Source organism: Methanoregula sp. (genome assembly GCF_049510175.1).
GTDB lineage: Archaea > Halobacteriota > Methanomicrobia > Methanomicrobiales > Methanospirillaceae > Methanoregula.
Genome location: NZ_JBEKZF010000002.1, coordinates 313724 through 339209 on the forward strand (window position 1 = coordinate 313724; position 25486 = coordinate 339209).

Consider the following 25486-nt stretch of genomic DNA (forward strand, 5'->3'; position numbering starts at 1 on the left):
AATAGAAGATTACCTCAAAAATAAAACTCAATGAGATAACTGAAAAATAATTAATATCCCAAGGAACGATGAACGCCGCCGCCCCCGACGGGGCGCCCCCGCGGCGGATCAATTACCGGAAAAACTATTTAAAAAATCTCCTAGCCCCGCCGTGCCTCGGAGAGGCCCTGAGGCGGGGGACCCTCATTATTCGTATAAAGAATTCTCAAAATAAGTCATCATATTTTTTCATGAAAACAATTTCGATAAAAAATTAACAGGCTTAATTTTTCCTGTTGCCGTGGTACCGCGAGAGCGTTGCCTGTCGCTGGTCGAGATATTTGGCATCGGCCTTTTTGTCATAAGGGTCCTCTGCCCGCTCGGTGGTGTAGAAGACCAGCTGGCCGATCGGCATACCCGCATATACTTTTACCGGCCGGGAGTTGACGTTTGCCATCTCGAGCGTGATCGTACCACGGAACCCGGCATCGATCCAGCCACCGGTCTGGTGGAGGGTCACACCGAGCCGTGCGATGCTGGACTTGCCCTCAATCGTGGCGACAATGTTATCGGGCAGGCCGATGCATTCCAGCGTCTCGGCAAGGACGAACTGCCCGGGATGCAGGACGAATGAATCTGTCCGGGTCTCTTCCACGTCGGTTGCAACACTCTCCCGGCTGTAGGGATCGATGACCTCCGTTCCGGGCTTGTACCAGACAAAGTGGTTACCGAGCCGGATATCCACCGAATTTGGCTGCACGAGTTTCGGGTCGTAGGGATCGATTTTGATATGGCCCCGTGCGATGCGGTCGCGGAGCTGCCAGTCTACAAGAATCATTGGCAACAGGGTTGGCGTTTATTCCTCTTTAGTGCTGTCATCAGAGAGGAGGTCGTTGCGGTCGAGCGATGAGGGATCGATGTGCCATTCGCTCCTGCGCAGCAGGCCGTGGAGGGTGCTTGCCTCACGGGACGTCAGGTTGGCACGGCCGAGGATTCTCCGGATCAGAATCATCGTGTTCTCCCGCTTGAAGGCCGGGTGGTGGATCGTGTCGAGATACCGGTCAATATGCCCATAGATGTATCCCATGTCCGTGGGGGATGCGAGCGCGTAGGAGGGGAGCGGGAGGTTGGCGAGCTCGTAGCAGATAACGCCCACCGCGTGCGAAAGGTTGAGGATCGGGTACTCTTCCGCAGTCGGAATGGTGCAGATCATGTCACTGCGTTTCACCTCCTCGTTGTTGAGGCCCCAGTTCTCGCGCCCGAACAGGATCGAGATCCGCCCGTCCACCTCTTTCACCCGCTCGCGGAGTTCTCTGGGCGAATAAAACGGCATCCGCATCGAGTGGCAGACAGACTTGCTTACGATACCGGTCGTGGCGATGACGATATTGCTCCGGGCGAAAACGTCCTCGATGGTACACGTCTCCGCAGCTTTCAACACGTCCTGCGCGTGGGAAGCGCGGGCCTTTGCCTCCTCTCCAAGCGGGCACGGGTCGATGAGGACAAGGTGTGAGAAACCGAAATTTTTCATGACCCGTGCGGTAAACCCGACGTTTCCTTCGTAGATGGGTGCAACCAGAACGATGTCGATCTCGGGCATAAAAATGGCTACTGGGCTGCGTCAACGGTCGCTTTCAGAACGGACGCACCCTGGTCGTAGACTGCGTTGCCGACCACGATCGTATCGGCATATCTGCTCATCTGTGCGGCCTTTTCCGCGGAATTGATCCCGCCGCCGTAATACAGCACGGATTTATCGATCACATCCGAAGCGGCCTTCACGACTTTCGGGTCGCCGAATGTCCCGCTATATTCGATATACACGATCGGGAAATGGAAGTAGTGGTCAGCAACCGTCGTATAGGCAGCAACTTCGTCTGCTTTTAAGTCGCAGATGGATCGTGTCACTTTCCCTACCGACGAATCCGGGTTGAGCACGATGTAGGCCTCCGGGACGATCACGTCCCAGGGGATTTTGCCCCCCTGCTGTAGCACCCATGCCCGGTGTTTTCCGACAATCCACTGGATGTCGGTCGTGTTCATCACGCTGGGGACAAAGACATAATCGATACCCTGCATGAGGACTGCTTCAGGTCCTGCCGGCTCCATGACCAGTGGGATGTCGTAGGCCATGAGCTGCTTCTGGAGTGCGGCAAGGTTTTCCTGCGTGACGTTGAGTGTGCCCGAGAGCATCAGGGCATCCGTGCCGCTCGCTGCGATCGCCTCGATCTCCCCGGCTTTGAGCTGTTTGTCGGGATCCAGTTTGGTCACATGCACCCAGTCTTTCCATTTCATTATTATCGCATTACCATTGGCGCTTCCCCCATATACCGGTATCCCCCCTGCCGCATCTATCATGTTCAGTAACGTTGCAACGTGCATCGCTGCACCGGTCCTCCATCAGGACATATGCCGCATTAAACAGGGTGGTAGCTCTGCAACCTGTTGGTTTCATCGTCACGCGGGGAATAACGACCTTATGGTCACCATAAAATTCGCGTTGAAAAAAAAGTGGCTCGCCCGGTATTTCACAGCTGGATGATCGCGGTCTCTTTCTTTCTCCGGATGATTTTCTGGTAGTCCCGGATCTTCTGTTCCGCGATACCGGTCTCGCTGGCAGTCTTTTTTGGATCTGCTTTAAGGAGTGATCCGGCATCGATAATCCCGGCCTGGATCATCTTTTCAACTGCCGATGCGCCAAGACCGCTGATCGCGAGAAGTTCCTTCTTCCCCCGCTCGATCTGGAGTTTTGAGAATTTTTTCGGTGCCGGTTTATTGAGGTATTTGCAGACCAGTTCCACGTGACGCTGGATCGTGCCAAGCGACATCCCTGTCATATCACTCAGGGCAACCGGGGAATGGGCACAGAAGGATTCGGGCTCGATGATCCCCGCAGACAGGTATTTTTTCAGGCTCACGGCAGGTATACCGATCTCCTTGAGCAGATGGCTGTTGTACACAATTTTTGCATCGGTGAGCAGCTGCTCCGCCTCGGCATCGCTGACGCCTGCTTTCTTCAGTGTTGTACTATCTGCTTTTGCCAAGAGTGAAAGTTCGGATATCCCGACTTCCTTGAGGGCGCTTAGGATCTTTGCATAGCTGCGCCCCTTGCGGGGGATGAGGTGGTCACGCATGAATTTGCGGCATTCCGAACGGCGGCGCAGTTTTTCGAGTACGAAACCCGCTTCCTGGATGAGCGTTGCGGCACGATCGCTGGAAATCCCGAGTTTCTTGGTAAGGACTTCGGGGGTGCTGTGTGTAAGTTCGGCAACGGTATAGATGTGGATTGCCTGGATCCTGCCCGCGAGCTCCTCGTCAACCGAAGGGATCTCTCGCAAGGATTCGTGGTTCGAGTTGATCTGGTGGCAGAGCGGGCACCCGATGTCCCAGGGACGGGCCCCCTTCCGCACGAGACGGACAAAATTGAGCTGGTGTTTCTCGCATATTTCATCGGTTCTGACGGCAAAACCCCACTGTGCCATGGGCAGGCCGATGTTGAAGGTACACTCGGGATAGCGCGAACAGCCGATGAACTGCGTGTTGCCGCGAAGGTGCTTGATCGCAAGCGTCCCTCCGCAGACAGGGCATTTGCCAAGGTTCATCTCCTCGGCGGTCCGGTTCCGGATGTCATCTCCAATCACCTGCTGGTTTGCCTCGAGCTGGTCGAAGGCATGGTGGAGCATCTCCCGCGACTCCCTGATCACGTCCTCCCGCGTCCGCTGGCTCTGCTTGATCAGCTGCATGTGCGATTCAAGGGTCCGGGTCATGACGGGCTTTGTGATCGTGTCGGCATGCTGTTCAAGTGATTCGGTTACGACCCTGCCGACAAGCGTCGGGTGCAGGGGTGCCCCTTCCACGTATTTCCGGGATACGAGTTTTGCAATCACTTCGTGACGCGTGCTCTTGGTGCCAAGGCCGAGTTCTTCCATCCTCTGGATCAGTCTGCTCTGGGTATAGCGGGCGGGCGGCTGGGTCTCCTTCTCGTCGAGAGTGACGTTCTTGATCGGGAGTTTTTCTCCGGTGGTAAATTCCGGGAGAATGGTCTCGCGGGCCTCGCTGAACGGGTAGACGGTATGCCAGCCGGGATCGGTGAGTTGTCCCCCGGTCGTGGTATACTCTTCCCCGTTCGCATCGAAGAGGATCTTGAGGGTCTTCCACATAGCATCGGGCGCAAGGGTGGCAAGGAAACGCCGGAGTACGAGCTCGTACACCCTGAAGGCATCGTCTCCCAGCTGCTCACGGGTCGCTCCCCCGGTCGGGTGGATCGGGGGGTGGTCGGTAGAGGATTTCTTGCCCCGGGTCGGGACTGCCCGGCGGTTCGCCATCACCCATTCGACATCCTTCTTAAACGGGGAGTTTTGAAGGGTCTTTAAGATCCCGTCAAGGTCCAGCGACGGGGGGTACACGGTATTATCGGTCCTCGGGTACGAGATGAAACCGTTCATGTACAGGTCTTCGGCAATGCGCATTGCGTTTGCCGCCGAGAGCCCGAGACGGGCGGCCGTAACGATGTATGTGGTGGTATCGAACGGTGACGGGGCCCGGTCCTGTTTGGTGCCGAACTTTACGTTTTTGACGACCAGCGGCGCTTTCGTCCGGTCCCGGGCCTTTTCGGCCGCGGCTTTCTCATGGAACCGGCCGTTGGTGTGCCGGGCCTCGATCACTTCCGTATTTTTTTCAAAGTCCAGGGCAAGCTGCCAGTATTTTTCCGGGACAAAGGCTTCGATCTCCTTCTCCCTGTCCACGATCATGGAGAGGGTGGGTGTCTGCACCCTGCCGACCGAGAGAATGTTCTGGCCTCCCCGACGGGCTGCCAGCGAGATAAACCGGGTGAGGGAGGCCCCCCACATGAGGTCGATCGACTGCCGTGCCTCGCCGGCAGCAGCGAGCGCAAAGTCGAGATCTGTAGTGTGGGAGAAGGCATGGCGGAGTTCCTGTGCTGTTATGGCGGAGAATCGTGCCCGGTCGATCGTGACCTTCGGGTTGACGGCCCGGACGAGCTCATAGGCTTCCTTGCCGATGAGTTCCCCTTCCGTATCAAAATCCGTGGCGATCGTGACCCGGTCTGCCTTCCGGGCGAGTTTCTGGAGCAGGGAGACGATCTTCTTCTCTGTCGGAATCTTGATCGTCTTTGCATCGATCAGGCTCCGGGGAGTCGCCTCCTCGCTGCGCCAGTTCTGGTACCCCGCCTCGAAGTCGATCTCCACCACATGGCCGCGGAGCCCGACCGTGGTGGTGTCCCCGAAGTTGTACGTGGAGACACCGGCATCCTTGTGCTCGGTGATCTTCTTTCCTTCAGAGAGGATCTCGGCGATGCGGCGGGCCGAGATGTTCTTCTCTGCTACGATCAGGTGCACGGGTGTTACGCCTCCCGCTTCTTGAGCGCTTCGGCAAGCTGCCGGTTCAGTTCGACGGGATCCGCTTTGCCTCTCGTCTTTTTCATGACCTGGCCGACAAGGAAGTTGAGCGCCCCGGCTTTTCCTGCCCGGTAGTCCGCAAGGGCCTTGGGGTTCTCGTTGATCGCATCTTCGATTGCGGCTGCAATTGCGCCGGTATTCCCCGTGGTCTTCACGAGGTTGAGGCGCTTTACGATTGCTTCTGGAGTCTCGACAATAAAGTGCTTGGTGCCCGCCTCGCCAGCTGCATTTTTCACGGCAGCAAGTGTAACTTGGTCTTCAACGTTAGTAATTGTCCAACTAACATGGATCGTATTATTCGGCTCACTCTTGAGCCGCTGTTCGAGCATCACACGAAGGACTTCCACGCCGCTTTTGTCGGTGATCGTACCTGCTTTCAGCAACCGGACCAGTCCTGTGAAACTCTCGGGATCTACCGGGTCAATGCTCATGTCCCGGTAATTCAGCTCACCGATCAGGGTATCCGCGATCCAGGTCGCGGCGAGCGTGGACAGGCCCTTCGGATCGGAAACAACAACCTTCTCGAAGAAGTTTGCAAGCTTCAGTTCGCCGGTCAGGGTCCGGGCATGGTTGAGCGAACAGCCGTACTGCGCCATGAACCGTTCCCGGCGTGCATCCGGCAATTCGGGGAGAACAATTCCATCAACCCATGACTGGACCAGGAGTGGGCGCAGGTCGGGTTCCGGGAAGTACCGGTAGTCGTGTTCCTGCTCCTTGCTCCGTGCGGACTGGGTGACGCCCCGCGCCTCGAGGAAGTGCCGGGTCTCCCGTTCCACTTTCTGCCCGCGGCGGAGCACGTTTTTCTGCCGCGTGATCTCGAACGTCAGCGCCTTCTCGACGCCCTTGTAGGACGTGATGTTCTTGACTTCCACGCGTTCGCTGCCCCGGATCGAGATGTTCGCGTCGACCCGCAGCGACCCCTCCTTGTCGGAATCAAAGACGGTGAGGTACTCGAGCGTGGCGCGGAGCTTGTTTAAGAACTTCCGGGCTTCCTTGGGTGAGCGCATATCCGGCTCGCTGACAATCTCGATGAGGGGGATACCGGCGCGGTTGTAGTCAACGAGCGAGTATTTCCCGCGCTCGGCATTGCCCATGTGGATGAGTCGTCCGGGGTCTTCCTCTACATGGATGCGGGTAAGCCGGATCCGCTTCTCTCCTCCCTCGTCTCCCTCGATCTCCAGATAGCCGCCTTCTGCGAGCGGCTTGTCGTACTGGGTGATCTGGTAGGCCTTGTCGAGGTCGGGATAGAAATAGTTCTTCCGAGAGAACTCGGACTCGTGGAGCACGGTACAGTTGAGGGCCTTTGCCACCCGCATCGCGAACTCGATCGCCCGCTTGTTCAGGACGGGCATCGCGCCCGGCAGCCCGAGACAGATGGGGCAGACGTGCGTGTTGGGACCATCGTTCCGGTAGTCGGTGGAGCAGCCGCAGAAGAGCTTGCTCTTCGTGTCCAGCTGGCAGTGGACTTCGAGGCCGACGATGACATCGGTTTCCATTTCAGACCACCGCCTGTTCGTAGGCATAGGCAACATCGATGACGCGTTCGTCCTCGAAATGCCTGCCCATGATCTGGAGGCCGACCGGCATGCCGCCCGCCTTGCCGCAGGGAACGGAGATCGCCGGAATATCGGCGAGGTTGGCCGGTACCGTAAGGATATCAGCAAGGTACATCGAGAGCGGGTCGCTCTTCTCGCCGAGCCGGAACGCGATCGTGGGCATGGTCGGACCGGCGATCACGTCGACGTCTGCGAAGATCCGACGAAAGTCTTTCCGCACGTTCTCGCGGGCGATCTGGGCCTTGGCATAATATTTCCCGTAATACCCGCTCGAGAGGGCGAACGTACCGAGCATGATCCTCCGGCGTACCTCAGCACCGAACCCGGCCCTGCGGACTTCCTGGTAGGCTTCGTGCCACGGCTTCTTCGTGTCCGCGGCGGGACCGTACCGGACTCCGTCGAACCGGGCAAGGTTGGAGCTCGCTTCGCAGGTGCAGGTCACGTAGTATGCGGCGAGGGCATATTTCATCGAGGGTATACTGCACGGGACAGTGGTGGCCCCGAGCTCTTCCAGCCGGCCGATGGCGGACTGTACCACCGCGGAGACGGCCGGGTCGACCCCGGCCCCGAAATATTCCTGCGGGATTCCGATCTTCAGCCCGTTGATATCAGCACGGGGGATATGGGTATAGGGTTTGTTGTGGGAGGTAGAATCGTGGCAATCATAACCGGCGATCACCTGCATCAGGGTGGAGACATCGCTGACGGTCTTTCCCATCGGGCCGATCTGCTCAAGCGAGTTCGCGTACGCGATCAGTCCGTAGCGGGAGACCCGGCCATAACTGGGTTTGAGGCCGACGATCCCGCAGAACGCGGCAGGGCAGCGGATGGAGCCCCCGGTGTCGGTACCGAGTGCCATCCGCACCATGCCGCCGGCGATTGCGGCAGCGCTGCCGCCGCTGGAGCCGCCCGGGACGCGCCCGGTGTCGTGGGGGTTGAGGGTGGGGCCGAACGCTGAGTTCTCGGTGGTGGTTCCCATGCCGAACTCATCCATGTTGGTCTTTCCCACAATGGCAGCGCCCGCATTCCGGAGGAGATCCACCGCATGGGCATCGTAGGGAGGCACGTAGCCCTTGAGGATCCGTGATGCACAGGTGGTCTCGATCCCCCGGGTCGAGATATTGTCCTTTACGGCAACAGCGACACCGGCAAGTTTCCCGCCGGTATGGGTCGCCCTGTTGCAGACCGTAAGAAATGCATTGAACTTGTCGTCCGGTTCGAACACGATCGACGTTTCCGACAACACTACATCACCCGCGGTGCCTTGATAAAACCGTCTTCCTGTGCCGCTGCATTCCTGAGTACCTCTTCCTGCGGAAGGGAGGGCACGGTCTCGTCCTCCCTCATCACGTTGTAGAGATCCCTTGTCGCGGCCGCATCGCCTTTCACGGTATCGAGCGTATCGAAATATTCGAGGATTTCGTTGAACTGGTGCGTAAAGGTGCCCAGTTCACCGGAGCTGATACCGATATCGGCCAGTTCCGCGATATGTTGTACATCTTTTTCAGAGACCATGGTCCACCCTGCTGATGTGGTCTATGTAATCTTGCACGGACGTTTTATAACCATTTTCACGGGCAAGCTTTCGGATCACGTTCCACACCCCGCTCCCGTATTGCATTGCTTTCTTCTCGTACCATGCGAGATCCTGCGAAATGTAGCGTTCTGCGACCGTCCTTAAGGGTATTTTACGCCGGCCGTCCCGGACCTTTTCGGCTGCCGGGATTGCGCGTGCAGCGCGCACCACGCGGCAGTCCAGGTATGGCATCGAGAGGTATGTACCGTGGAGCGCGGCGACTGCCTGGTCACGGCATGCCTGCTCTTCGAGGCCGGCAAAGTCCCGCTCGAGGTCCGCTTCGAGTGTAACCGACTCAAGGTACCGGGAGTACCCCCCAAAGAGCTCGTCCGCACCCTGGCCGGTGATGATGCGGCGGTACCCGTGCTCCCCGGCCCACCGGGCAATGAAGTACTGGGTAAGCGCGATACCGGTATTGACCGGGTCCTTTCTGGGGATTTTTGCAATTACCTCAGGCAGGGCAGCTGCGATCTCCTCTTCCGTAATTGTCGCATACGTGCAGGAGAGCCCGAGCATCTCCGCGGCCCGCCGTGCCTGTTTCAGGTCGTGGGAGTTTTCAAGGCCGACCGCCACGCAGTCCCTGCCGGCAAGGCACGCGACGAGTGTCGAATCTACACCTCCGGAAAGTGCCACAATCCCTTCGTCGCTGCGCAGTTTCACGGCTGTAACGATCGCATCTTCAAGGGACATTGTCGGCGCCCGGGGGACGATCTGTCCTTTTATTTCCCCGTTGCATACGAGGGTGCCTTTTGGCCCGGTGCCTTCCATAATGCCGAAATGGTCCCGGGCACTGCACCCGTTCCACGACAGCCGGAATTCCCCGCCAAAACGCAGGACTTCTTCCGGACGTGTTGTTGTGATCTCCTCGATATCGCCGGGACTGAGTCGTTGCCCATCCAGTTCGATCCAGCCGGACAGTGTTGGTGTGCTCATGGGCTGTTCACACGTGATCGTTCACATTCAGTACCTCTGCAATCCTTTAAAACATATCTTTCAGGCCCCATGGGAGGAATACTGTTCCCGCTCCCGATTGCTGCGGCTTAAAACCCAAAATCTTAAGGGGGAATCACCCGCCCTTACACGTAAGGGGTCTTCTCGTGCAGGCAGGTATCGATGCCATGCAATGCTCGTGGCGCTGATCGCAGTGCTCATTGGTATCGTTTTTGACCCAGGGGTACAAGCTCCATCTTCATCAGCATCGCGGAGAAGATGCTCATCATGGGCGCATTCATCATCGGGATTACTGAATTCCTCCTCACCATGAGTGTGTGGTTCCCTGGGCGCGAGGATCGATCCCTTCCTTTAAAAACGCCCGGTGAACAGTCATCTGTATGCACTTCCCGTTCCTGGCAACAGTCCCGCCCATGGTCCCTGTGCGGGAAACGATGGAATCTTTTTTTGCATACAAAGGTCAATTATTGGAGAGCGCGAGGGCAGATGGGCCGGCAAACGGCGCAGGACTTAAGACCTCGTCGTTAAAATCAGTATAAGAGTATAGGCGGGAGGATAGGAAAGCTGGCCAACTCCGCCGGACTTAAGATCCGGTCCTTAGTGGTTCATGGGTTCGAATCCCATTCCTCCCATTCTGTTTTCTTTCTGTGACATTTTATGCAGCAACTTCATTAAATATCTTAAAAAATAATCCGAATATATGATCCGTGACGAAACTGCCATCTCGTTGAAAATGCCAACAAGGCTGGTAGAAAAACTGGATACTATTGCAAAACAGAAGTATCTGAAACGTGCTGATATTATTATTGATGCGTGTGCCTATTATTGCCAGTTCTATGATATGAACAGTGAACGGTTTCCGGAAACAACGCGCAATATACTTTTTGATCTCGCTCGTCATGATACAGAATTCCGTAAAACATTACGGGAAGTGTTACGGGATGACCCCCCAGTGGAATCTAATGACCGCAAATAATTTCATCCCTTGCATACAGCAATTTTGGGAATAAAAAAGAACTGACCTGATCTGGCAGGACCCACCATTCCACTGCCGTCAGCGTTTTTATTCCCGTTTCCGGTGGCAGTTAATGATCGTTTTCTTCCCTTCTGGCTGCCCCCGGCCCAATGATTTCAGCAACCCTACCCACCCGTCCGTCTTCCAGTCTCACCTTGATGCCATGCGGGTGGTACGCGGAATGCGTGAGGATCTCTTTAACGGTACCGCGCGTCCTTTTCCCGGTGCGCTGATCCTGTTTTAAGATAATGTCAACGGTAATGCCTGCGTGTATTGCCGTCCTTTGCTGTGAGCTTTTGCGGGTGTCCATTCGTCGGGAATAAGGTAATGGAGGGAGTTGTCCGGTTACTCGTATCGTCGTGCCTGTTCCGGTGAGAATGCAGCGGGAATCAGGAGGAGACCGCAGGGGCATCGTATGCCCCGATGCCCTTCTCAAGATTGCCACCCACCGTTGCCCATCCTTTCTGGTCACCGAACATCAGGACGTATATGCCCGTCCGGTATTCGTTTTCCTTTGGTTCAGAAATTTTCCAGTCGTTCCTCCCGGTGAGGACAGACATGACCGTCACGGTGGCGTTCGGATCGGCACGGTAATCTGCATACAGCGCAGTCAGGTAGGTGTAACACCGGGCGCTGGTTCCAGCTATATCACTGTCTTTGCACTCCGTTGTCTCCACCCTTTGCACCGGCCGGAACATCGGGCTGTTCTCCACCGGGTTTTCCGTATCAATTACCTGCTTTGAGGTGATATTCGTATACATTGTGACGGAAAACGGGTTTTTCGGACTGGTTCCTGCGGGCGGAACAATGGAGGGCGTGGTGATCTTCACCAGCGTCGCTTTTCCGGTGTCATAGAGTTCTGTTTTCCAGGAAACCGGGACACCCGTGATCTCACGTGCGCTGATCTGTGCGATGACCGGAGAATTTCCCGTCATGTCCGCCGGTACCGGAATAAATAACGTCACATTACTGAGCGGTGAATCGGTGGTGATGGTGCATGTATAGGAATACGTACTGGTAAAGGACGTCCGGTACGCGTTTTCAACATAGCCGGTATACCCGACAAGCGAGATAAATGTCACGAAGACAATGATGAAGATACCAAGGGTGATTTTTATGATCCTATCCATTTTTTCACAACCTCCGGCAACTGCACGGGACCTGAGGATCCCGTGGACTCTTCTGTTATCCTGCCGGAACGATAATCATGAAGTATTGACTGATCCAGATTGAAAACCTGTCGATAGCGGTGATGTGAACTTTTCCCTATCACTATGCCTTTAAGGTCCGGAAAAAAAGCTTGTAGTATGCAGTCCTGCATCCCCCTTGTTCTCCGCAACGTCTCCCTGTCGGGGGGGCGCGTGGCCGATATCGCGGTACGGGACGGGGTGGTCTCGCATGCCGGGGCCGGTGGACCCACAGACCGGATCATCGATTGCCGTGGTCTCTTTGTTCTCCCGGCAGCGGTGGACATGCACGTGCACATGCGGGGAGGTGCCCAGTCGGCCAAGGAGGACTGGGGAAGCGGAAGCAGGAGTGCCCTCGCCGGTGGGGTGACAGTCGTGGTTGATCAGCCCAACACCCTTCCCCCGATCAACAACCCCGATGCGCTCCGGGCGCGTGTCTTCGAAGCAAAATCGCATTCGCTGTGCAGCTTCGCCATAAATAGCAGCGTGACTTTCGACACGCCGGTTAAGGCGATGTGGAGTTCCGGCGCAATGGCGTTTGGCGAGACATTTTTTGCCCGGTCAAGTTATGGCGAAGCGATCAGCAGCCAAGAGCTTGGGACCGCACTGCGTGAGATCCATACCTGCGGTGCGCTGGCGACGATCCATGCCGAGGAGATCGCGGAGGGTGACGACCGTGATCTGGTCTTCCACGACACCCTACGGTCAGTGGCCGGGGAACTGCGGGCGGTTGAAGCGATCCGCGAGTGCAACACGGCAGGGTGCCGGCTTCACTTCTGCCACATGAGCACAATGGCATCCGTCACCGCCGCGGCAGCAGCGGGAAGCGTGGAGGTCACCCCCCATCACCTCTTCCTCTCCCATGAACAGTTCAGGCCTGATGATACCTACGGCAAGGTGAACCCCCCCCTGAGGAGTGAAAAGGAGCGGAAGGGACTTTGGGCTGCATGGAAAACGATCGATGTAATCGCATCAGATCACGCCCCCCATACCCCTGCCGAAAAACAGGTCCCGTTCCGCGTGGCGCCTTCCGGTATTCCCGGCGTAGAGACGATGGTGCCGCTCCTTCTTGGAGCCGTCCTCGCAAAAAAGGCCAGCCTGCCGGACGTGATCCGGAAGACCTCGCAGGAGCCGGCTGAACTGCTGGGGATCCCCCCGGCCGGGTTTGTGCCGGGAGACCGGGGGGATTTTGCCCTGTACCCGAAAGAGTCCGTGCGCATCGATCCGGATACGCTGCACAGCAGATGCGGCTTCTCGCCCTTTGCCGGGCTTCCTGCGGTATTTCCGCGGTTGGTCATCCTCGGAGGTACGGTGGTCTATGAAGAGGGGGAGTTCAGCGCCGGTTCCCCCGTCTGGTTTGCCGGAAACGGTTATTACCCATAAACGTCCTTACCATGTGGTCCCCGTCGTTTGCGCTTTCCCAAACAATAATTATCCCTGACGCCGATTCTGTTGGTGCCGACAACTGCGCATCCATAGGTCCCCGGGTGATCGATTGACAAGCGTCTGGATATGATCCATGGGACAACCCGGGTGCGCGACAGGCAAACAGCCCGGCAAGGGTTTAAACACAGGTGAAGGACGGCAGCAGCCACTGGTGATCCATGTGCGTTATTGCCGGGCTATATTTCCTTTGAGGCAAGGTGACCGATGCCGGGTATCGCGGACGCTCTTTCTGAAGACCGGCACGGGACTATTATTGCGATCGAAGTGACGGCTGGGGGAAAGAAGGACGCATTCCCTGCAGGATACAACGAGTGGCGGAAGCAGATCGGGTGCCGGGTATCGGCTCCGGCGCTTGAAGGCAGGGCGAACCGGGCAGTGATTGACCTGATCGCCGGGACGCTTGGCCAGCCGGCCGGGTCGTTCAGTATCCTCTCCGGTGCGACATCCTCTCATAAACGTATTCTTGTCACCGGCATGGGCAAAGCAGATGTCCTCCAGCGGCTGGAAGAATCCTGTGAATAATTCCGCGTAACGTGGCCGTTTTTATTCAGCAGGAATTACGTTTGAAAAAACCTTTGACGATAGTGTCCGAAACGCGGCAGATAACCTTAACTTTAAGTAATTCGGCGCGTTATATATTTATCATACCTATGATCAGGCATTACATCCATCGCATGATACATGGGGGTGCGTTTACTTGTATTCACCGGATACTACCAAGTACCTTATTCACATCAGCCTCGCCGCAGAGGGGGTGGTCGAGAAACCTGACGTAGTCGGCGCCATATTCGGGCAGACTGAAGGGTTACTCGGCGAAGACCTCGACCTGCGGGATCTCCAGAGAACGGGACGTGTCGGACGCATAGACGTCCAGATCACGAGCAAGAAAGGCGAGACGAAGGGCGAGATCCTGATCTCCACCTCGCTCGACCGGGCGGAGACGGCGATCCTTGCCGCCTCGCTCGAGACGATCGACCGTGTCGGCCCCTGCGTGGCCCACGTAACCGTGGAATCGATCGAGGATATCAGGGTCAGCAAACGGAAGAAGATCGTTGAGCGGGCAAAAGAGATCCTGATCGACCGGTTCGAGGATGGGACGATCGATTCCGACGAGCTGCTGGACGATGTCCGCCAGACCCTGAGGATCGAGAAGATCGGGACCATCGGAGAGGAGCGTGTACCCGCCGGGCCGAATGTGCTGGACTCTGATGCGATCATCATTGTCGAGGGCCGGGCCGATGTCCTGAACCTGTTGCGGTACGGCATCAAGAACGCCGTGGCAGTGGAAGGGACTAATATACCCAAGAGCGTGGTGGATCTCTGCGAGAAGAAGACGACCACCGCATTTTTCGATGGCGACCGGGGCGGCGAGCTGATCCTGCGGGAACTCCTGCAGGTCGCGGATATTGATTTCGTTGCCTTCTCGCCCAAGGGAAAGAGTGTGGAGGACATGACCCGGAAAGAGGTCATCAAGACCCTCCGCAACAAGGTGCCGGTCGAGTATGTCCGTGACCAGTACTTCGAGACCTCGACAGAACTTCCGGCGGATCTCAGGATCAGCCGGGCCTCGTCCGACTCCGAAGATGCATCCGAACGCAAAGGAAAAGTGTCATCTACGGCAAAACGCCCGCGGGACACAAGCGGCCCATTGAGCCTCAAAGAACATATTGAGGATGTGAAAGGGCAGAATATGGCACGGTTCCTGAATGACGACCTGACCGTTGTCAGGGAGGTGCGATCTGACGAAGTGGAAAAGGCGATCGAGACCCTCGATTCCTCCGCCACCGGTCTCGTCGTCGATCGTCCCGTGGACCAGAAACTCCTCGACCGGATCGTCGGGAAGGGCCTCTCCTATGTTGCGGCCAGGGATTTCAAGGGGATCATCAAGCGGCCGCTCTCGATCCGCCTCCTGAAAATGGGATCGTAATATCCCTCACACAAATTTATTTATGCTGCATGTGACCATGTAATTGTCTGAAGTGAAACATGCACAAAGAGGAACTGATCAACCTTCACCAGATGCTTTCTGACGTCAAAGACTATTTTGAAGAGATCAATCCGGAACTCAAATTCTCCCAATACAGCGCACTGAAGATCACCCCCTCCCAGCAGCACAAGAGCAAGATGGAGCACAAGTACGCGATCTTTGTGTTGGGAACCGAGATTGCCAATGCGATGAAAGAAGTGGATTACAGTTCATCCAGCAGAATATCTGCACGGATGAAAGAACTTGCCGACAAGACATTAAAAGAAATGGATTACCAGTAATTTTTTCATCCGCCTGTTTTCCTGTGTTTGGCAGCCTATTGCCCGTAACACCAACCTTAAAATCCGATCAGCGATCATTCCCGTTCATGGAGTATTTCACTGACACTGACATGGGGCTGGATATCAGCCTTGTCAACCGGGCTGTGGAATCGGCATTCGCTGATCACGGGAGGGGACAGGTCCAGATGCCCCCCAAGGTGTATATCACGCTGCCTGACGGGGATTTCCGGACCATGCCGGCCTATCTCCCGTCACTGGGGATCGCTGGTGTGAAAATCGTAAACGTCCATCCCGGTAACCCGGCACAGGGCCTCCCGACCGTGATGGCCCTCACGGTGATCCTGGATATCGGGACCGGCCAGCCTGTCGCGGTCATCAACGCAACACGCCTCACGGACATGCGGACCGGGGCTGCCGGGGCGGTGGCATGCAAGTACCTGTCGCCGAAAAAAGAGATCGTGCTGGGTGTCATCGGCACCGGACGACAGGCAGAAGCACAGGTCGCGGCCATCTCCAGGGAGCTGAAGATCCGGCAGATCAAGATCTGGAGCCGTAATCCCTCGCATGTCCGGAAATTTGCCGACCGGTTCATGGAGTTTCCCTGCGTAGCAGCACCGGTAGAAAAGGTGTGCGACTGCGATATTCTTGTCACCACGACCCCGTCGAGGACACCGATCATAAAGGATGAGTGGATCCATGAAGGGACCCACATCAACGCGATCGGTGCCGACGCCCCGGGAAAGGAGGAACTCGATCCCGCGATCCTCCGGCGGGCACAGGTCTTCGTGGACGACCCGGCGCAGGCAGTCCACTCGGGCGAGATCAACGTGCCGATCAGCCAGGGGATCTATCGCGAGGCGGACCTTGCCGGGACGATTGGCGAGGTGGTGATCGGGAAGAAACGGCGGAGGGATGCAGAAGCGATCACGGTCTTCGACTCGACCGGCCTTGCGATTCAGGACCTCGCGATTGCGAAGATCGCGATGCAGCACGGCAGGAAGATCGAGCTGCCGTTCCCGTGAACGCGTGGGATCCCGATCAAAGGGGGGGGGTCTGCGGGAGACCCCCCCACCCTTTTGTTTTCAAAACGCGGACACCCCCCCACCCGCATGGGGGGGAGGTATCCGGCATACCCCTCCCCCCCTCAGGCCGGATCAGACCCCCCGCGATCATTTTTGAGTAGGTGCCGGGAAGGGCTGCTCCGTCTGACATCTGTTTTCAGAACCGTCCGGAATGGCGTGCAATAGTGCACGTTTCCCAATAATGAGAAGGGGGGTATCCGGCATACCCCCCCCTTCGTTTGGTTTTTTAGATGGGGAGACCCCCCCACCCATCCGGAAGCTGAGGGGGGGGTACCCCCTGGCTGCTCTTTCCGGGGGTAGGCTTTCCGCAGAGTTCACGACGGTGAAGCGGGTTCCGGGCGATTGCAGGGAGGGGGGGTGGGGTATACCCCCCTCCGGTTCCGGATAAGGGGGGGATCACCCCGCTCCCCAATCTGAATCGGAGGAGTTCATCGTTCGGACACTTCAGGCCAAAGACCGGTTATTGCATCAGATTACTGCCCCGATTATTATTCCAGTTCACGATTGCCTGATTGAACACGGTGCAGCCCCCCAGTGCATTCACCCCGATGCCGGCCCGGGTGTTGTATTCGTTGATCGTGTGCATTGGAGGGAGCTGGCTTTGACTGAACCCGCCTTTCCATTGGTTAATGTCAATACCCAGCTGTGCGGGCAGAATCTGACTGCAGAACAGATCCAGCAGGAAGGCACCACAGATCTCATAATGCTGTTCGAGTCTCATGAGTGAGGAAAGATCCGAAGAACCATTCTTGTTCCAATAGCCGGACATCTTTCCGTAGTCTTTTCGATCCTCGTACACACCTCGTGAGGACATGCCAAAACCCTGATCGGGATAGACTGTCTGCAGGTTGTAAACAAACCCCGCCTGGGCCAGTTGCGACGGTGTCCGCCATCGCTGATCGAAGTACGCCCGCACTGCCTGATCGGATGACATGGGGTTTCCATTGCTGTCGATCGGAAAACTTGGCTCTCCGGTCATGGCATAGATCTCATCGGTATGCCACAGGATGCGGGGTTGATTGCCTCCCCATCCGTAAATCAGCCCGCCATGCGTCCGGTTGAAGAAATGGCCGCTGGTTGCATCACTTTCCTGCGAGCGTGCATGGAGGAGAGGAATGTTTACGCTCCGGGCCAGATCAACCATCAATTTGGAGGCCGAGTGGCAGCCAACATTGGCGATGGCAACATGCATCCCCGGCATCGGGTGCAGGCGGTCCTCCAGCCACCGATGGTAATCGGTACGGTCGCTCCCGCCGTGTGCGACATTATCGCGCATCCATGTTGTCAGATTGGCGAGTGTCTCGAGTTCGTTTTTCCCCAGAAGGCTCGTGTGGCTGGTCGAAGTCTTCCCGATCAAAAAATTAAATCCGGTTCGCGGATCGCCATTAAATTCGGCCAGCGCGTTGTTCTCAGGAGCTTCCATAAAGTCCCGGCCGGGTTGGATTCCCGACGGGTAACTGGTATTTGCAGATTTCCCTATGATCGAATGATAACTGGTTGATGAGAACAAGACCGCCAGTTCAGCCGGGGGGCGTGTCGTCAGAGACCAGGGAACGAGCCGGTGGAACTCAACATAAAGGGCATGGGCGGCGTGCGCGGCAAAGACGTCAAATGCCTGCTCCGCGGTAAAGTAGGCGCAGTTGGACGATGGGTCGATATTTTGAGTTGACGGGTAATGCAAGTTCAGATGTGCCACGCCATTGCAGAGCTCTAAGTATATTTCCTCTAATCGCCGCTTCATGAGGATTGACCAGGACGGGAATGGTACCAGGGTGCCATCGCCCTGCTGCCATACCAGTGTTTTCATGAAAGCCGGACAACGCTTCAATCGCAGTTCCAGTTCGGTGACTCTTCCACCTTTGAGAAGTAAAAGCTCGTCACCCGACAGCGGTTTGCCGCAGTCCTCTCGCATGACTGGATTGGGAATTTCAATGGTTTCCATAACAGACCCCTTTTTTGACGGCCCCCTGATGTTCCTGGCGCTGGGATATCCTTCTTCACCACCTGCCATTCTGTAACATCAGATGCCGTTAGAAATCTAAATTATTATTGAATGATATATAAAAAGATTGACATCCACCTTTAAAAATAACAATGGTTGCCGGTTGTCCGGTCCGGTCTTCATCATTTCTTTGATATCGACGAGAGCCAGGCCCGGGGTCCCTCCGCCCGGGTGCGGCTCTCGAAGACCGACGGCCTGATGTAATTGATAGTCCACCCGTCCCGGAAGCTCTCCCGTATCTCTTCCTGTGTTACCCTCCTCGGACCGTATCCGCCGGGCTCCAGTTCGGAAAAGCAGAGCATGAAGTATCTCCCGCCCGGGGACAAGACGGCTGCAAGGTTCTCGACGAAGACCGGGCGGTCTTCATCGGAGAGGGTATGGAAGAGTCCTGAATCGGTGACGGTATCGAACTTCCTGTTGAGCCTCGCGAGGTCCAGTGCGTCAAGGACAAGGAAATGCACCTGGAGCCCTCTTCCGGCAGCCTTTTCCTGTGCCTTCCGGATCGCCAGGGGGGCGGAGTCGATCCCCCACACTTCGAAACCTTCACTGGCAAAGAAGAGGGCATGCTCCCCCGTCCCGCATCCGATGTCCAGGACAGATCCTGTTATCTCGCCCCTCCGGACCAGCCCGACAAACTCCTTCTGGGGCCGGCCGATGTCCCAGGGAGGCGTGCCTTTGTATGCCGAGTCAAAGAAATCCATACCTCCCCATAGTTTCTGATATACTTATCAGTATTTCTTCATGAGACTGCAGCACACCACGGTCTACCATCCAGCTGTGTAATATTCTTTCTGAACTTGCGATGCACTCCGCCGCCCCCGGCGGGGCGCCCCCGCGGCGGTTCAATGAAGTTTTACATCTGTGTATAGGTAAGTGAGCTAGCGTAAAACCCGACAGGAATCAGTCGTCGCATCAGCGAGGACTGATTCGAGAAGGTGAAACCTTCGAGTCGTTCACGCGTAGGGCATTGCTATGATCAAATATTTTAAAAAACATCTAACGATAATATCGAACCCTTAGAACTATTAATGGGAAAAAACAGAATTAGATGTGCAAGAAGGTTCAAAAAGGGGTGCATCAGATTCGTATCTCAGAAAAAGGGAATGAAAATGCGTGACTCCAAAAAAAGACATGAATACGAAATAAAAGGGGATACTGCCTGCCATTTTAATGTCGGACAGATCATTACCGATTCCCAGTATGATTCGGTGAAGGAAGACTATGATATCCGGATGAAAGAATGGGATGGCGAAAGTCAACAGACTGGTGAAAATATCTTTCATATTTCAGGACGGAAACGTGACATGATCAAGCGTTTTCTGGAAGAGAGAAGATACGCCATCACCTCTGAATATTATCATTATAGCATACGGGCACGCGGGAAAAAGGTTGAGCCAACGGTCATTTCGTTGAAAATCCAGGAACTTGGGTTAAAATTTCTCTGGGTCCATGTTATCGGTGAAACCGGTCCCGACAGGATGTCGGGAAGACTGAGATCGGCATGAATGGGTAATACGGAGGCATCTCTTTCTCTGAGCGAGGGGATGAACGCCGCCGCAGTCGAAGATTTTCCTCTGGAAACTCTTCTTCACAGCCTTCGGCTGTCCCCGCCGGGGCGCAGTCGAAGAATCCTGATGCATTCTTCTCCATTCAGTCATCGCTGTGGCGATAACTGCTTCCCCGCGGCGGTTCAACGACGGTTCATTTCTGGATGCAGGTAATGAGCAGCGCAAAACCCGCTGAGTATCAGTCATCGCATCAGCGAGGACTGATTCGAGAAGGTGAAATCTTCGAGGCGTTTTGCGCGTAGGCTATCACAATAACAATTTCTAAAAAAATGATAAAATTCGGGAACCGTCACTCTTCCGGTTTCTTCGCAAATTTCTTCCAGACCTGCTCGCGGTACACCGGCCCGCTGTTGTAGGTGCAGAAGGGGATCAGTTTCCCGTCGGGAGTCGCATAGTGGATGCAGCACCGCTGGACGCGCTCGAGATCGTAATTGTACTTATCCATGAAGTGCATGGTGCCGATGAAAAGGGCGTTCCAGTGGAACTCCCGGAGGGCATCGAAGTTCTGGCCGATCAAGCCCTTGCTGATCAGTTTCCAGAACTCCGTTGTCGCAGCCTGCTCGCCTTTGCTGACGGAGTTGTGCATGTTCTTCACGCCTTCGAGCAGTGCCTTGTACTTGTTGATGGTACCGCCCTTCTTCAGGGTCTCGGCCATCTGTTCGATCGACTCGAAGAAACTGTCGACATCTACCATCCTGTTGACCGGGACAATCCCGTCCTCACGGGCAAAGATGTAGGTCGCTGCCCCGCAATGCTGGTGGGCAGTGAACCTGACCTGCGGGCGGCCGGTGTATGCCTCGACCAGGTCCGAGAACGGAAGGACGCACGGTACCGGATAGAAATCGTCTTTCTTAAGGACGCCTCCCATCTGCTCCTCTATTTCCGCAAGGACATCGGGAATAGTAATACGGGACTTCTGGAGGTCTTCGTCGCTTGCCGCACCGGTGAATGCAACCGGCTGGAAGTTGATACCCCGGACAACGGCGATATTAGCGACGGCAAACCGGATAATGTCTCCCAGTTCCTTGTCGTTCCTCCCGCGGATCACGGTCGGTACGAGAACCGTGCCGAGACCGACATTTTTGAGGTTTTCTAGCGCCTGAATGTGGATCTTCAGGTACGGGTTTGTTTCCGGACTGACCCCGTCGAAATGGAGGTAAACGGTGCTGAGTCCCGCATCCTTGAGTTGTCGGGCGAGCTCCGGGTCCTTCGCCAGCTTGACGCCGTTCGACGCGATCTGGACCTGCGGGAAACCCATCGCCTTGGCTTTCCGGATGATATCCGCAAGGTCTTCGCGCATTGTCGGCTCTCCGCCGGAGAACTGGACTGCAGGGCAGGGAACAGGCTTCTCGTCCCGCAGCAGCTGGAGCATCCGGACAACCTCGTCAAAACTGGGTTCGTATACGAACCCGCACGCCCGGGCATTGGCAAAACAGAAGTCGCAGTCAAGGTTGCAGCGGTTGGTGAGATCGATATTGGCAAGCAGCGTCATGGAGTGGTGATTGTTGCAGAGACCACATGCCGTCGGACAACTCTCCGGAGGTGCTGTATTCTGCGGGTTCGCAATACCGTTTCCTACTGCATCGTATTCCTGGAACCGGTGATACATACGGGCATCTGACCAGTAGAGGTGCCGGGAACTCCCGTGTGCCGGGCACGTCCGCTTCAGCCAGATCTTTCCCTCTTCTTCAACGATCTCCGCTTCCACGACGGAATTACATGTGGGGCAAAGACTCCGTGTCTTTTTTATCAGCATTAACGTCCACCCGATGGATGTTGTCGATTGATTCCCGTTTTAGTAACCTTAATGTTTCTGTCTGATCTTTATTACAGGTATTGGAGTGCTACATTATTAGTGTTGAGTTCTTCCTAATACCATTGCTTTCGGCCCTCTGGATCATGCTCCCGGCATACCTTCCCAACCCCGTCGCAGCGCTGTTTGGCGGAGGGATCCCGGTGGATCTCGGGAGGAGCTGCCCCGACGGACGCCGGGTTTTTGGCGATGGGAAGACATACCGGGGACTCATTGCCGGCATCCTTGCCGGTATTGCGATCGGCCTGGTCCAGATCTGGGCTGCCGGTGCATACGGTCTGGGCAGCCTCCCCCGGCAGACCGTCTTATCGGTCATGCTCCTTGCGGTCGGTGCACTCCTTGGGGATCTCCTGAAGAGTTTCTTCAAGCGCAGGTTCGGCAGGGAACGGGGAGCGAAGTGGCCGGTGGCAGACCAGTACGATCTTGTTGCGGGTGCATTCGTGCTCCTGCTGGTCTTCGATCCGGCGTGGCTCTTCTCCGAGGTCACGCTCCCGGCGTTCATCTGTATCTTGATTCTCACGCCCCTGCTCCACCGTGCCGTGAATATCATCGGTTATCTGTTGAAAGTCAAGGAGGTACCATGGTAAAGAATACCCTTGCAGAGATGCTCATCCGGTACGGGGCCATCGAATTCGGGGATTTCACCCTTGCATCCGGTGCGAAAAGCCCGTACTATATCGATGTGAAAACAGCGGTAACCCGCCCGGCACTCCTGTCGGCGGTTGCAGACGCCATTGCATCATCCCACGCATTCGATGTGGTTGCCGGTATTGCCGTGGGAGGGGTCCCGCTGTGCGTCGCCACATCCCTCGCGAAGAAAAAGCCCTACGCGGTCATACGCGCCTCGGAAAAGGGCCACGGCAAGAAGGATGTAATCATCGGGGATGTGAAGGGCCGGGAGGTCCTGCTGGTCGAGGACGTGACCACGTCCGGTGGTTCGGCCCTCTACGGGATCAATGCCCTCCGTGCTGCCGGTGCCCGGGTGGACCGGGTCGTCACCGTTGTCGACCGGGAGCAGGGGGCGGAAGCGATGCTGGCGACTCACGGCGTCCGGCTCATCCCGCTCGTCAGGTTACACGAACTCTTAAAAGAGTAAGGAATTTTTATTCACAGCGTACACTAGGATGGTACTATGAAGATTCTTGTTGTGGGCGGGGGTGGGAGAGAGCATGCGATAGCCGCAGCCCTTGCCCGCAACAAAACGACGACGATCATCTCCGTCATGGCAAAACGCAATCCCGGTATAGATGGTATCGCTGAAAACGTGCTGCTCTTAAAAGAGACTGAGATCCCCCGGATCGTTTCATTTGCCCGGGAGAACGGTGTGGATTCTGCATTCATCGGTCCGGAGTCCCCGCTCGAAGCAGGGATCGTGGATGCTCTTGAGGCAGTTGGCATACCCTGTGTCGGGCCGGTGAAATCGGCAGCCCGGATCGAGACGGACAAGGCATTCTGCCGGGACATGATGGAGCGTCACGCCATTGAGGGATGCCCGAAGTACCGGGTCTTCCATTCCGCTCCCGAAGCCCTGGATTTCATAAAAAATTATGAAGGCGACCTTGTCGTCAAGCCGATCGGGCTCACCGGGGGGAAGGGTGTCCGGATCATGGGCGAGCAGGTGGACCGGAACGGGGCGATCGAGTATGTCAAATCCTTACACGGGGAGGCCGTGCTCGAGGAGCGCCTCATCGGAGAGGAGTTCACCCTCCAGGCTTTCGTTGACGGCACTCATCTCATCCCCATGCCGCTCGTGCAGGACCACAAGCGGGCATTCGAGGGAGACATCGGGCTGAACACCGGGGGGATGGGTTCGTATTCAATGCCGGATCACATGCTCCCGTTCGTGACCTCATCCGATTACCGGAAAGCAATTGAGATCATGAAGGCCGTGGTGGCTGCCATGGAAAGGACCGGTCAGCCCTACAAGGGAATACTCTACGGCCAGTTCATGAATACGGCACAGGGCCCCAAGGTGATCGAGTTCAATGCCCGGTTCGGGGACCCTGAGGCAATGAACGTCCTCACCCTGCTGACCTCGGACCTGACAGAGATCGTGCACCATATTACCGAAGGCACACTCCTGCCATCTCACGTGTCCTTTGATACGCAGGCCACGGTCTGCAAGTACCTGGTCCCGGAAGGGTATCCCGCGTCACCCCATGCAGGTGATGTAATAACGGTCGGTCCCCACAGCGATGCACTCCTCTACTATGCGAATGTCGAGAAGAACGACGGTGGGCTCGTCACCCAGACTTCGCGGACTCTTGCCTTTGTCGGCGTCGGTGAGACACTGGAGCACGCGGAACGGGCCGCCGAACTGGCAGCATCCGGGGTCAAAGGGCGGGTGCGCCACCGCAGGGATATCGGGACAAAGGAGTTACTGGAACGGCGTATTGCCCATATGAAGGAGCTGCGATGAAAAAGGATTTTATTTCCATTCTTGATATCAACGAGCTCGAGCTCAAACAGCTGCTCTCAGAAGCGCACCAGCTCAAGCGACAGAAGAAGGAGGGGACCACTCACCCGCTGCTTGCCGGCAAGACCCTTGCCATGATCTTCGAGAAATCATCTACCCGGACGCACATCTCGTTCGAGGTCGGGATGAACGAGCTGGGGGGACATGCCCTCTTCCTGAACGCCCGCGACATGCAGATCCGGAGGGGCGAGGAGATCCGCGACACCGCACGGGCAGCATCCCGGTATGTGTCGGGGATGATGATCCGGGCCTACAAGCACAGCACGATCGAGGAGTATGCAAAGTATGCGACAATCCCCGTGATCAACGGGCTTTCCGATCTCGAACATCCCTGCCAGCTCCTTGCTGATATTATGACCATTCAGGAGAATTTCGGGTCAACCGAAAGCCTCAAGGTCGCCTGGGTCGGCGACGGGAACAATGTATGCAATTCCCTGATCCTCTCAACCGTCCTCACCGGCCTGGATGTCACGGTCTCGACACCCAAGGGCTACGAGCCGGCAGAGGATATCGTTGCGAAGGCGCACTCCCTCGGTGGGAACGTGACCCTTGTACGGGAGCCGGAAAAAGCAGTGAAGGATGCGCAGGTCATTGTTACGGATACGTGGATCTCGATGGGTGATGAAGGTGAAAAAGAAGAGCGCATGAAGATCTTCAGGAACTATACGGTCGATGCGCCGCTCATGAAGCATGCGTCTCCGGATGCCCGCGTCCTGCACTGCCTGCCGGCTCACCGCGGTGAAGAGATCTCGAATGAAGTGATGGAGGGTGGCCAGAGCCTCGTATGGGACGAGGCAGAGAACCGTCTCCACGCCCAGAAGGCGCTCCTCGTCAGGTTGCTGAAAAAATAAAACGTGCTGTGAATGATGCGAGGGCTCCCCGCCTCAGGGCCTCTCCGGGGATTGAGTGGTTCATCGGAACCACGAAATCGAGAAGTTCGTGAGAACTTCGAGGCACGGCGGGGCAGGGAGGTTTCCAACTTTCAGTTACCGATCCGTTGCCGGAAATCCCCAATATTACGTGGTCCTTCAGAGGGGTGAAAAGACTTCCTGCGGAAAAGGGGGTCAAGGAGCGCTCCCCTCGGGATGCCTCCCCCCTCTGGGGGAGAGTGGGGGTCACACTCGTTATTGCTGAAAATATAACCACGTTA

General features: G+C 56.4%; 24 protein-coding genes and 1 tRNA gene. 12 read left to right on the forward strand and 13 right to left on the reverse strand.

The genetic code is table 11. From position 1 onward, the window contains the following. Positions 1 to 262: 262 nt before the first annotated feature. From dcd to ABSG49_RS04680, 8 genes are all read right to left on the reverse strand, one after another. Positions 263 to 817, reverse strand: coding sequence for a dCTP deaminase (dcd, locus tag ABSG49_RS04645; protein WP_424024938.1), 555 nt, complete (start codon positions 815 to 817; stop codon positions 263 to 265). An 18-nt stretch (positions 818 to 835) separates the two neighbouring features. Beyond that, a complete protein-coding gene (locus ABSG49_RS04650) occupies positions 836 to 1579 on the reverse strand; it encodes an RNA methyltransferase (RefSeq protein ID WP_424024939.1) in 744 nt (247 codons plus the stop codon). A gap of 8 nt (positions 1580 to 1587) precedes the next feature. Continuing rightward, entirely contained in the window at positions 1588 to 2274 is a 687-nt protein-coding gene (locus ABSG49_RS04655) for a phosphoglycerol geranylgeranyltransferase (RefSeq protein ID WP_424024940.1), read from the reverse strand. A gap of 233 nt (positions 2275 to 2507) precedes the next feature. Beyond that, complete coding sequence (locus tag ABSG49_RS04660) at positions 2508 to 5336, reverse strand: DNA topoisomerase I (RefSeq protein WP_424024941.1); 2829 nt, start codon at positions 5334 to 5336, stop codon at positions 2508 to 2510. Between the two features lie 5 nt (positions 5337 to 5341). Further along, entirely contained in the window at positions 5342 to 6892 is a 1551-nt protein-coding gene (gene gatB, locus ABSG49_RS04665; RefSeq protein ID WP_424024942.1) for an Asp-tRNA(Asn)/Glu-tRNA(Gln) amidotransferase subunit GatB, read from the reverse strand. A gap of 1 nt (position 6893) precedes the next feature. Next, positions 6894 to 8195 carry an Asp-tRNA(Asn)/Glu-tRNA(Gln) amidotransferase subunit GatA gene (gene gatA / locus ABSG49_RS04670; protein WP_424025147.1) on the reverse strand — a complete coding sequence of 434 codons (1302 nt, stop codon included), beginning with the start codon at positions 8193 to 8195 and terminating at the stop codon, positions 6894 to 6896. Between the two features lie 2 nt (positions 8196 to 8197). Further along, complete coding sequence (gene gatC, locus ABSG49_RS04675) at positions 8198 to 8467, reverse strand: Asp-tRNA(Asn)/Glu-tRNA(Gln) amidotransferase subunit GatC (protein WP_424024943.1); 270 nt, start codon at positions 8465 to 8467, stop codon at positions 8198 to 8200. Beyond that, positions 8457 to 9461 carry an asparagine synthase C-terminal domain-containing protein gene (locus ABSG49_RS04680; RefSeq protein WP_424024944.1) on the reverse strand — a complete coding sequence of 335 codons (1005 nt, stop codon included), beginning with the start codon at positions 9459 to 9461 and terminating at the stop codon, positions 8457 to 8459. Before ABSG49_RS04680 ends, gatC begins: the two co-directional genes overlap by 11 nt. 567 nt (positions 9462 to 10028) lie before the next feature. On the opposite strand from ABSG49_RS04680, the gene ABSG49_RS04685 reads away from it, so the two are divergent. After that, positions 10029 to 10111 (forward strand) — tRNA-Leu (locus tag ABSG49_RS04685). A 68-nt stretch (positions 10112 to 10179) separates the two neighbouring features. Then, positions 10180 to 10455: a hypothetical protein gene (locus ABSG49_RS04690; RefSeq protein WP_424024945.1), complete on the forward strand. Its 276-nt coding sequence runs from the start codon at positions 10180 to 10182 to the stop codon at positions 10453 to 10455. A 109-nt stretch (positions 10456 to 10564) separates the two neighbouring features. Here the strand turns inward: ABSG49_RS04690 and ABSG49_RS04695 are convergent, their stop codons facing one another. Both ABSG49_RS04695 and ABSG49_RS04700 read right to left on the reverse strand, forming a co-directional pair. Then, positions 10565 to 10906: a YwbE family protein gene (locus ABSG49_RS04695; protein WP_490356189.1), complete on the reverse strand. Its 342-nt coding sequence runs from the start codon at positions 10904 to 10906 to the stop codon at positions 10565 to 10567. Beyond that, positions 10884 to 11624, reverse strand: a complete 741-nt coding sequence (locus ABSG49_RS04700; protein ID WP_424024947.1) for a hypothetical protein — start codon at positions 11622 to 11624, stop codon at positions 10884 to 10886. The genes ABSG49_RS04695 and ABSG49_RS04700 overlap by 23 nt, the downstream gene beginning before the upstream one ends. 177 nt (positions 11625 to 11801) lie before the next feature. Between ABSG49_RS04700 and pyrC the strand changes: the two genes are divergently transcribed. The 5 genes from pyrC (at position 11802) to ABSG49_RS04725 (ending at position 16417) form a co-directional block, all read left to right on the forward strand. Then, a complete protein-coding gene (gene pyrC, locus ABSG49_RS04705) occupies positions 11802 to 13064 on the forward strand; it encodes a dihydroorotase (protein ID WP_424024948.1) in 1263 nt (420 codons plus the stop codon). A gap of 267 nt (positions 13065 to 13331) precedes the next feature. Further along, on the forward strand, positions 13332 to 13649 hold the full coding sequence (locus ABSG49_RS04710) for a DUF167 domain-containing protein (protein WP_424024949.1): 318 nt from the start codon (positions 13332 to 13334) through the stop codon (positions 13647 to 13649). Between the two features lie 175 nt (positions 13650 to 13824). Beyond that, positions 13825 to 15054 carry a DNA primase DnaG gene (gene dnaG / locus ABSG49_RS04715; RefSeq protein ID WP_424024950.1) on the forward strand — a complete coding sequence of 410 codons (1230 nt, stop codon included), beginning with the start codon at positions 13825 to 13827 and terminating at the stop codon, positions 15052 to 15054. Between the two features lie 59 nt (positions 15055 to 15113). Next, positions 15114 to 15395: a UPF0058 family protein gene (locus tag ABSG49_RS04720; RefSeq protein ID WP_424024951.1), complete on the forward strand. Its 282-nt coding sequence runs from the start codon at positions 15114 to 15116 to the stop codon at positions 15393 to 15395. An 86-nt stretch (positions 15396 to 15481) separates the two neighbouring features. Continuing rightward, positions 15482 to 16417, forward strand: coding sequence for an ornithine cyclodeaminase family protein (locus tag ABSG49_RS04725; protein WP_424024952.1), 936 nt, complete (start codon positions 15482 to 15484; stop codon positions 16415 to 16417). A gap of 520 nt (positions 16418 to 16937) precedes the next feature. Here ABSG49_RS04725 and ABSG49_RS04730 read toward each other — a convergent pair. Both ABSG49_RS04730 and ABSG49_RS04735 read right to left on the reverse strand, forming a co-directional pair. Then, positions 16938 to 18419 (reverse strand): hypothetical protein, encoded by a 1482-nt coding sequence (locus ABSG49_RS04730; RefSeq protein ID WP_424024953.1) that lies wholly within the window; start codon positions 18417 to 18419, stop codon positions 16938 to 16940. Positions 18420 to 18601: 182 nt separating this feature from the next. Next, positions 18602 to 19180: a class I SAM-dependent methyltransferase gene (locus tag ABSG49_RS04735; protein ID WP_424024954.1), complete on the reverse strand. Its 579-nt coding sequence runs from the start codon at positions 19178 to 19180 to the stop codon at positions 18602 to 18604. Between the two features lie 327 nt (positions 19181 to 19507). Between ABSG49_RS04735 and ABSG49_RS04740 the strand changes: the two genes are divergently transcribed. Next, entirely contained in the window at positions 19508 to 19984 is a 477-nt protein-coding gene (locus ABSG49_RS04740; protein WP_424024955.1) for a hypothetical protein, read from the forward strand. Positions 19985 to 20336: 352 nt separating this feature from the next. Here the strand turns inward: ABSG49_RS04740 and tes are convergent, their stop codons facing one another. Next, entirely contained in the window at positions 20337 to 21803 is a 1467-nt protein-coding gene (tes, locus tag ABSG49_RS04745) for a tetraether lipid synthase Tes (RefSeq protein WP_424024956.1), read from the reverse strand. A 143-nt stretch (positions 21804 to 21946) separates the two neighbouring features. On the opposite strand from tes, the gene ABSG49_RS04750 reads away from it, so the two are divergent. The 4 genes from ABSG49_RS04750 to argF are packed head-to-tail and all read left to right on the forward strand — an operon-like array spanning position 21947 to position 25187. Further along, on the forward strand, positions 21947 to 22447 hold the full coding sequence (locus tag ABSG49_RS04750; RefSeq protein WP_424024957.1) for a CDP-2,3-bis-(O-geranylgeranyl)-sn-glycerol synthase: 501 nt from the start codon (positions 21947 to 21949) through the stop codon (positions 22445 to 22447). Then, positions 22441 to 22956, forward strand: a complete 516-nt coding sequence (pyrE, locus tag ABSG49_RS04755; protein ID WP_424024958.1) for an orotate phosphoribosyltransferase — start codon at positions 22441 to 22443, stop codon at positions 22954 to 22956. Before ABSG49_RS04750 ends, pyrE begins: the two co-directional genes overlap by 7 nt. Before the next feature lie 36 nt (positions 22957 to 22992). Continuing rightward, on the forward strand, positions 22993 to 24279 hold the full coding sequence (gene purD / locus ABSG49_RS04760; RefSeq protein ID WP_424024959.1) for a phosphoribosylamine--glycine ligase: 1287 nt from the start codon (positions 22993 to 22995) through the stop codon (positions 24277 to 24279). After that, entirely contained in the window at positions 24276 to 25187 is a 912-nt protein-coding gene (gene argF / locus ABSG49_RS04765) for an ornithine carbamoyltransferase (protein WP_424024960.1), read from the forward strand. Before purD ends, argF begins: the two co-directional genes overlap by 4 nt. The last annotated feature ends 299 nt before the right edge of the window (positions 25188 to 25486 follow it).

Bases quoted from the DNA above. Each gene is read 5' to 3' on its own strand.
- ABSG49_RS04710 (WP_424024949.1), top strand. From the start codon at position 13,332: ATGCCGGGTATCGCGGACGCTCTTTCTGAAGACCGGCACGGGACTATT.
- ABSG49_RS04735 (WP_424024954.1), bottom strand. From the start codon at position 19,180: ATGGATTTCTTTGACTCGGCATACAAAGGCACGCCTCCCTGGGACATC.
- pyrE (WP_424024958.1), top strand. From the start codon at position 22,441: ATGGTAAAGAATACCCTTGCAGAGATGCTCATCCGGTACGGGGCCATC.
- argF (WP_424024960.1), top strand. From the start codon at position 24,276: ATGAAAAAGGATTTTATTTCCATTCTTGATATCAACGAGCTCGAGCTC.
- gatC (WP_424024943.1), bottom strand. From the start codon at position 8,467: ATGGTCTCTGAAAAAGATGTACAACATATCGCGGAACTGGCCGATATC.
- ABSG49_RS04690 (WP_424024945.1), top strand. From the start codon at position 10,180: ATGATCCGTGACGAAACTGCCATCTCGTTGAAAATGCCAACAAGGCTG.
- ABSG49_RS04730 (WP_424024953.1), bottom strand. From the start codon at position 18,419: ATGGAAACCATTGAAATTCCCAATCCAGTCATGCGAGAGGACTGCGGC.
- pyrC (WP_424024948.1), top strand. From the start codon at position 11,802: ATGCAGTCCTGCATCCCCCTTGTTCTCCGCAACGTCTCCCTGTCGGGG.
- ABSG49_RS04700 (WP_424024947.1), bottom strand. From the start codon at position 11,624: ATGGATAGGATCATAAAAATCACCCTTGGTATCTTCATCATTGTCTTC.
- ABSG49_RS04650 (WP_424024939.1), bottom strand. From the start codon at position 1,579: ATGCCCGAGATCGACATCGTTCTGGTTGCACCCATCTACGAAGGAAAC.
- ABSG49_RS04740 (WP_424024955.1), top strand. From the start codon at position 19,508: ATGGGAAAAAACAGAATTAGATGTGCAAGAAGGTTCAAAAAGGGGTGC.
- ABSG49_RS04655 (WP_424024940.1), bottom strand. From the start codon at position 2,274: ATGAAATGGAAAGACTGGGTGCATGTGACCAAACTGGATCCCGACAAA.
- ABSG49_RS04720 (WP_424024951.1), top strand. From the start codon at position 15,114: ATGCACAAAGAGGAACTGATCAACCTTCACCAGATGCTTTCTGACGTC.
- dcd (WP_424024938.1), bottom strand. From the start codon at position 817: ATGATTCTTGTAGACTGGCAGCTCCGCGACCGCATCGCACGGGGCCAT.
- ABSG49_RS04725 (WP_424024952.1), top strand. From the start codon at position 15,482: ATGGAGTATTTCACTGACACTGACATGGGGCTGGATATCAGCCTTGTC.
- tes (WP_424024956.1), bottom strand. From the start codon at position 21,803: ATGCTGATAAAAAAGACACGGAGTCTTTGCCCCACATGTAATTCCGTC.
- ABSG49_RS04680 (WP_424024944.1), bottom strand. From the start codon at position 9,461: ATGAGCACACCAACACTGTCCGGCTGGATCGAACTGGATGGGCAACGA.
- ABSG49_RS04695 (WP_490356189.1), bottom strand. From the start codon at position 10,906: ATGCCCCTGCGGTCTCCTCCTGATTCCCGCTGCATTCTCACCGGAACA.
- ABSG49_RS04750 (WP_424024957.1), top strand. From the start codon at position 21,947: ATGCTCCCGGCATACCTTCCCAACCCCGTCGCAGCGCTGTTTGGCGGA.
- gatB (WP_424024942.1), bottom strand. From the start codon at position 6,892: ATGGAAACCGATGTCATCGTCGGCCTCGAAGTCCACTGCCAGCTGGAC.
- purD (WP_424024959.1), top strand. From the start codon at position 22,993: ATGAAGATTCTTGTTGTGGGCGGGGGTGGGAGAGAGCATGCGATAGCC.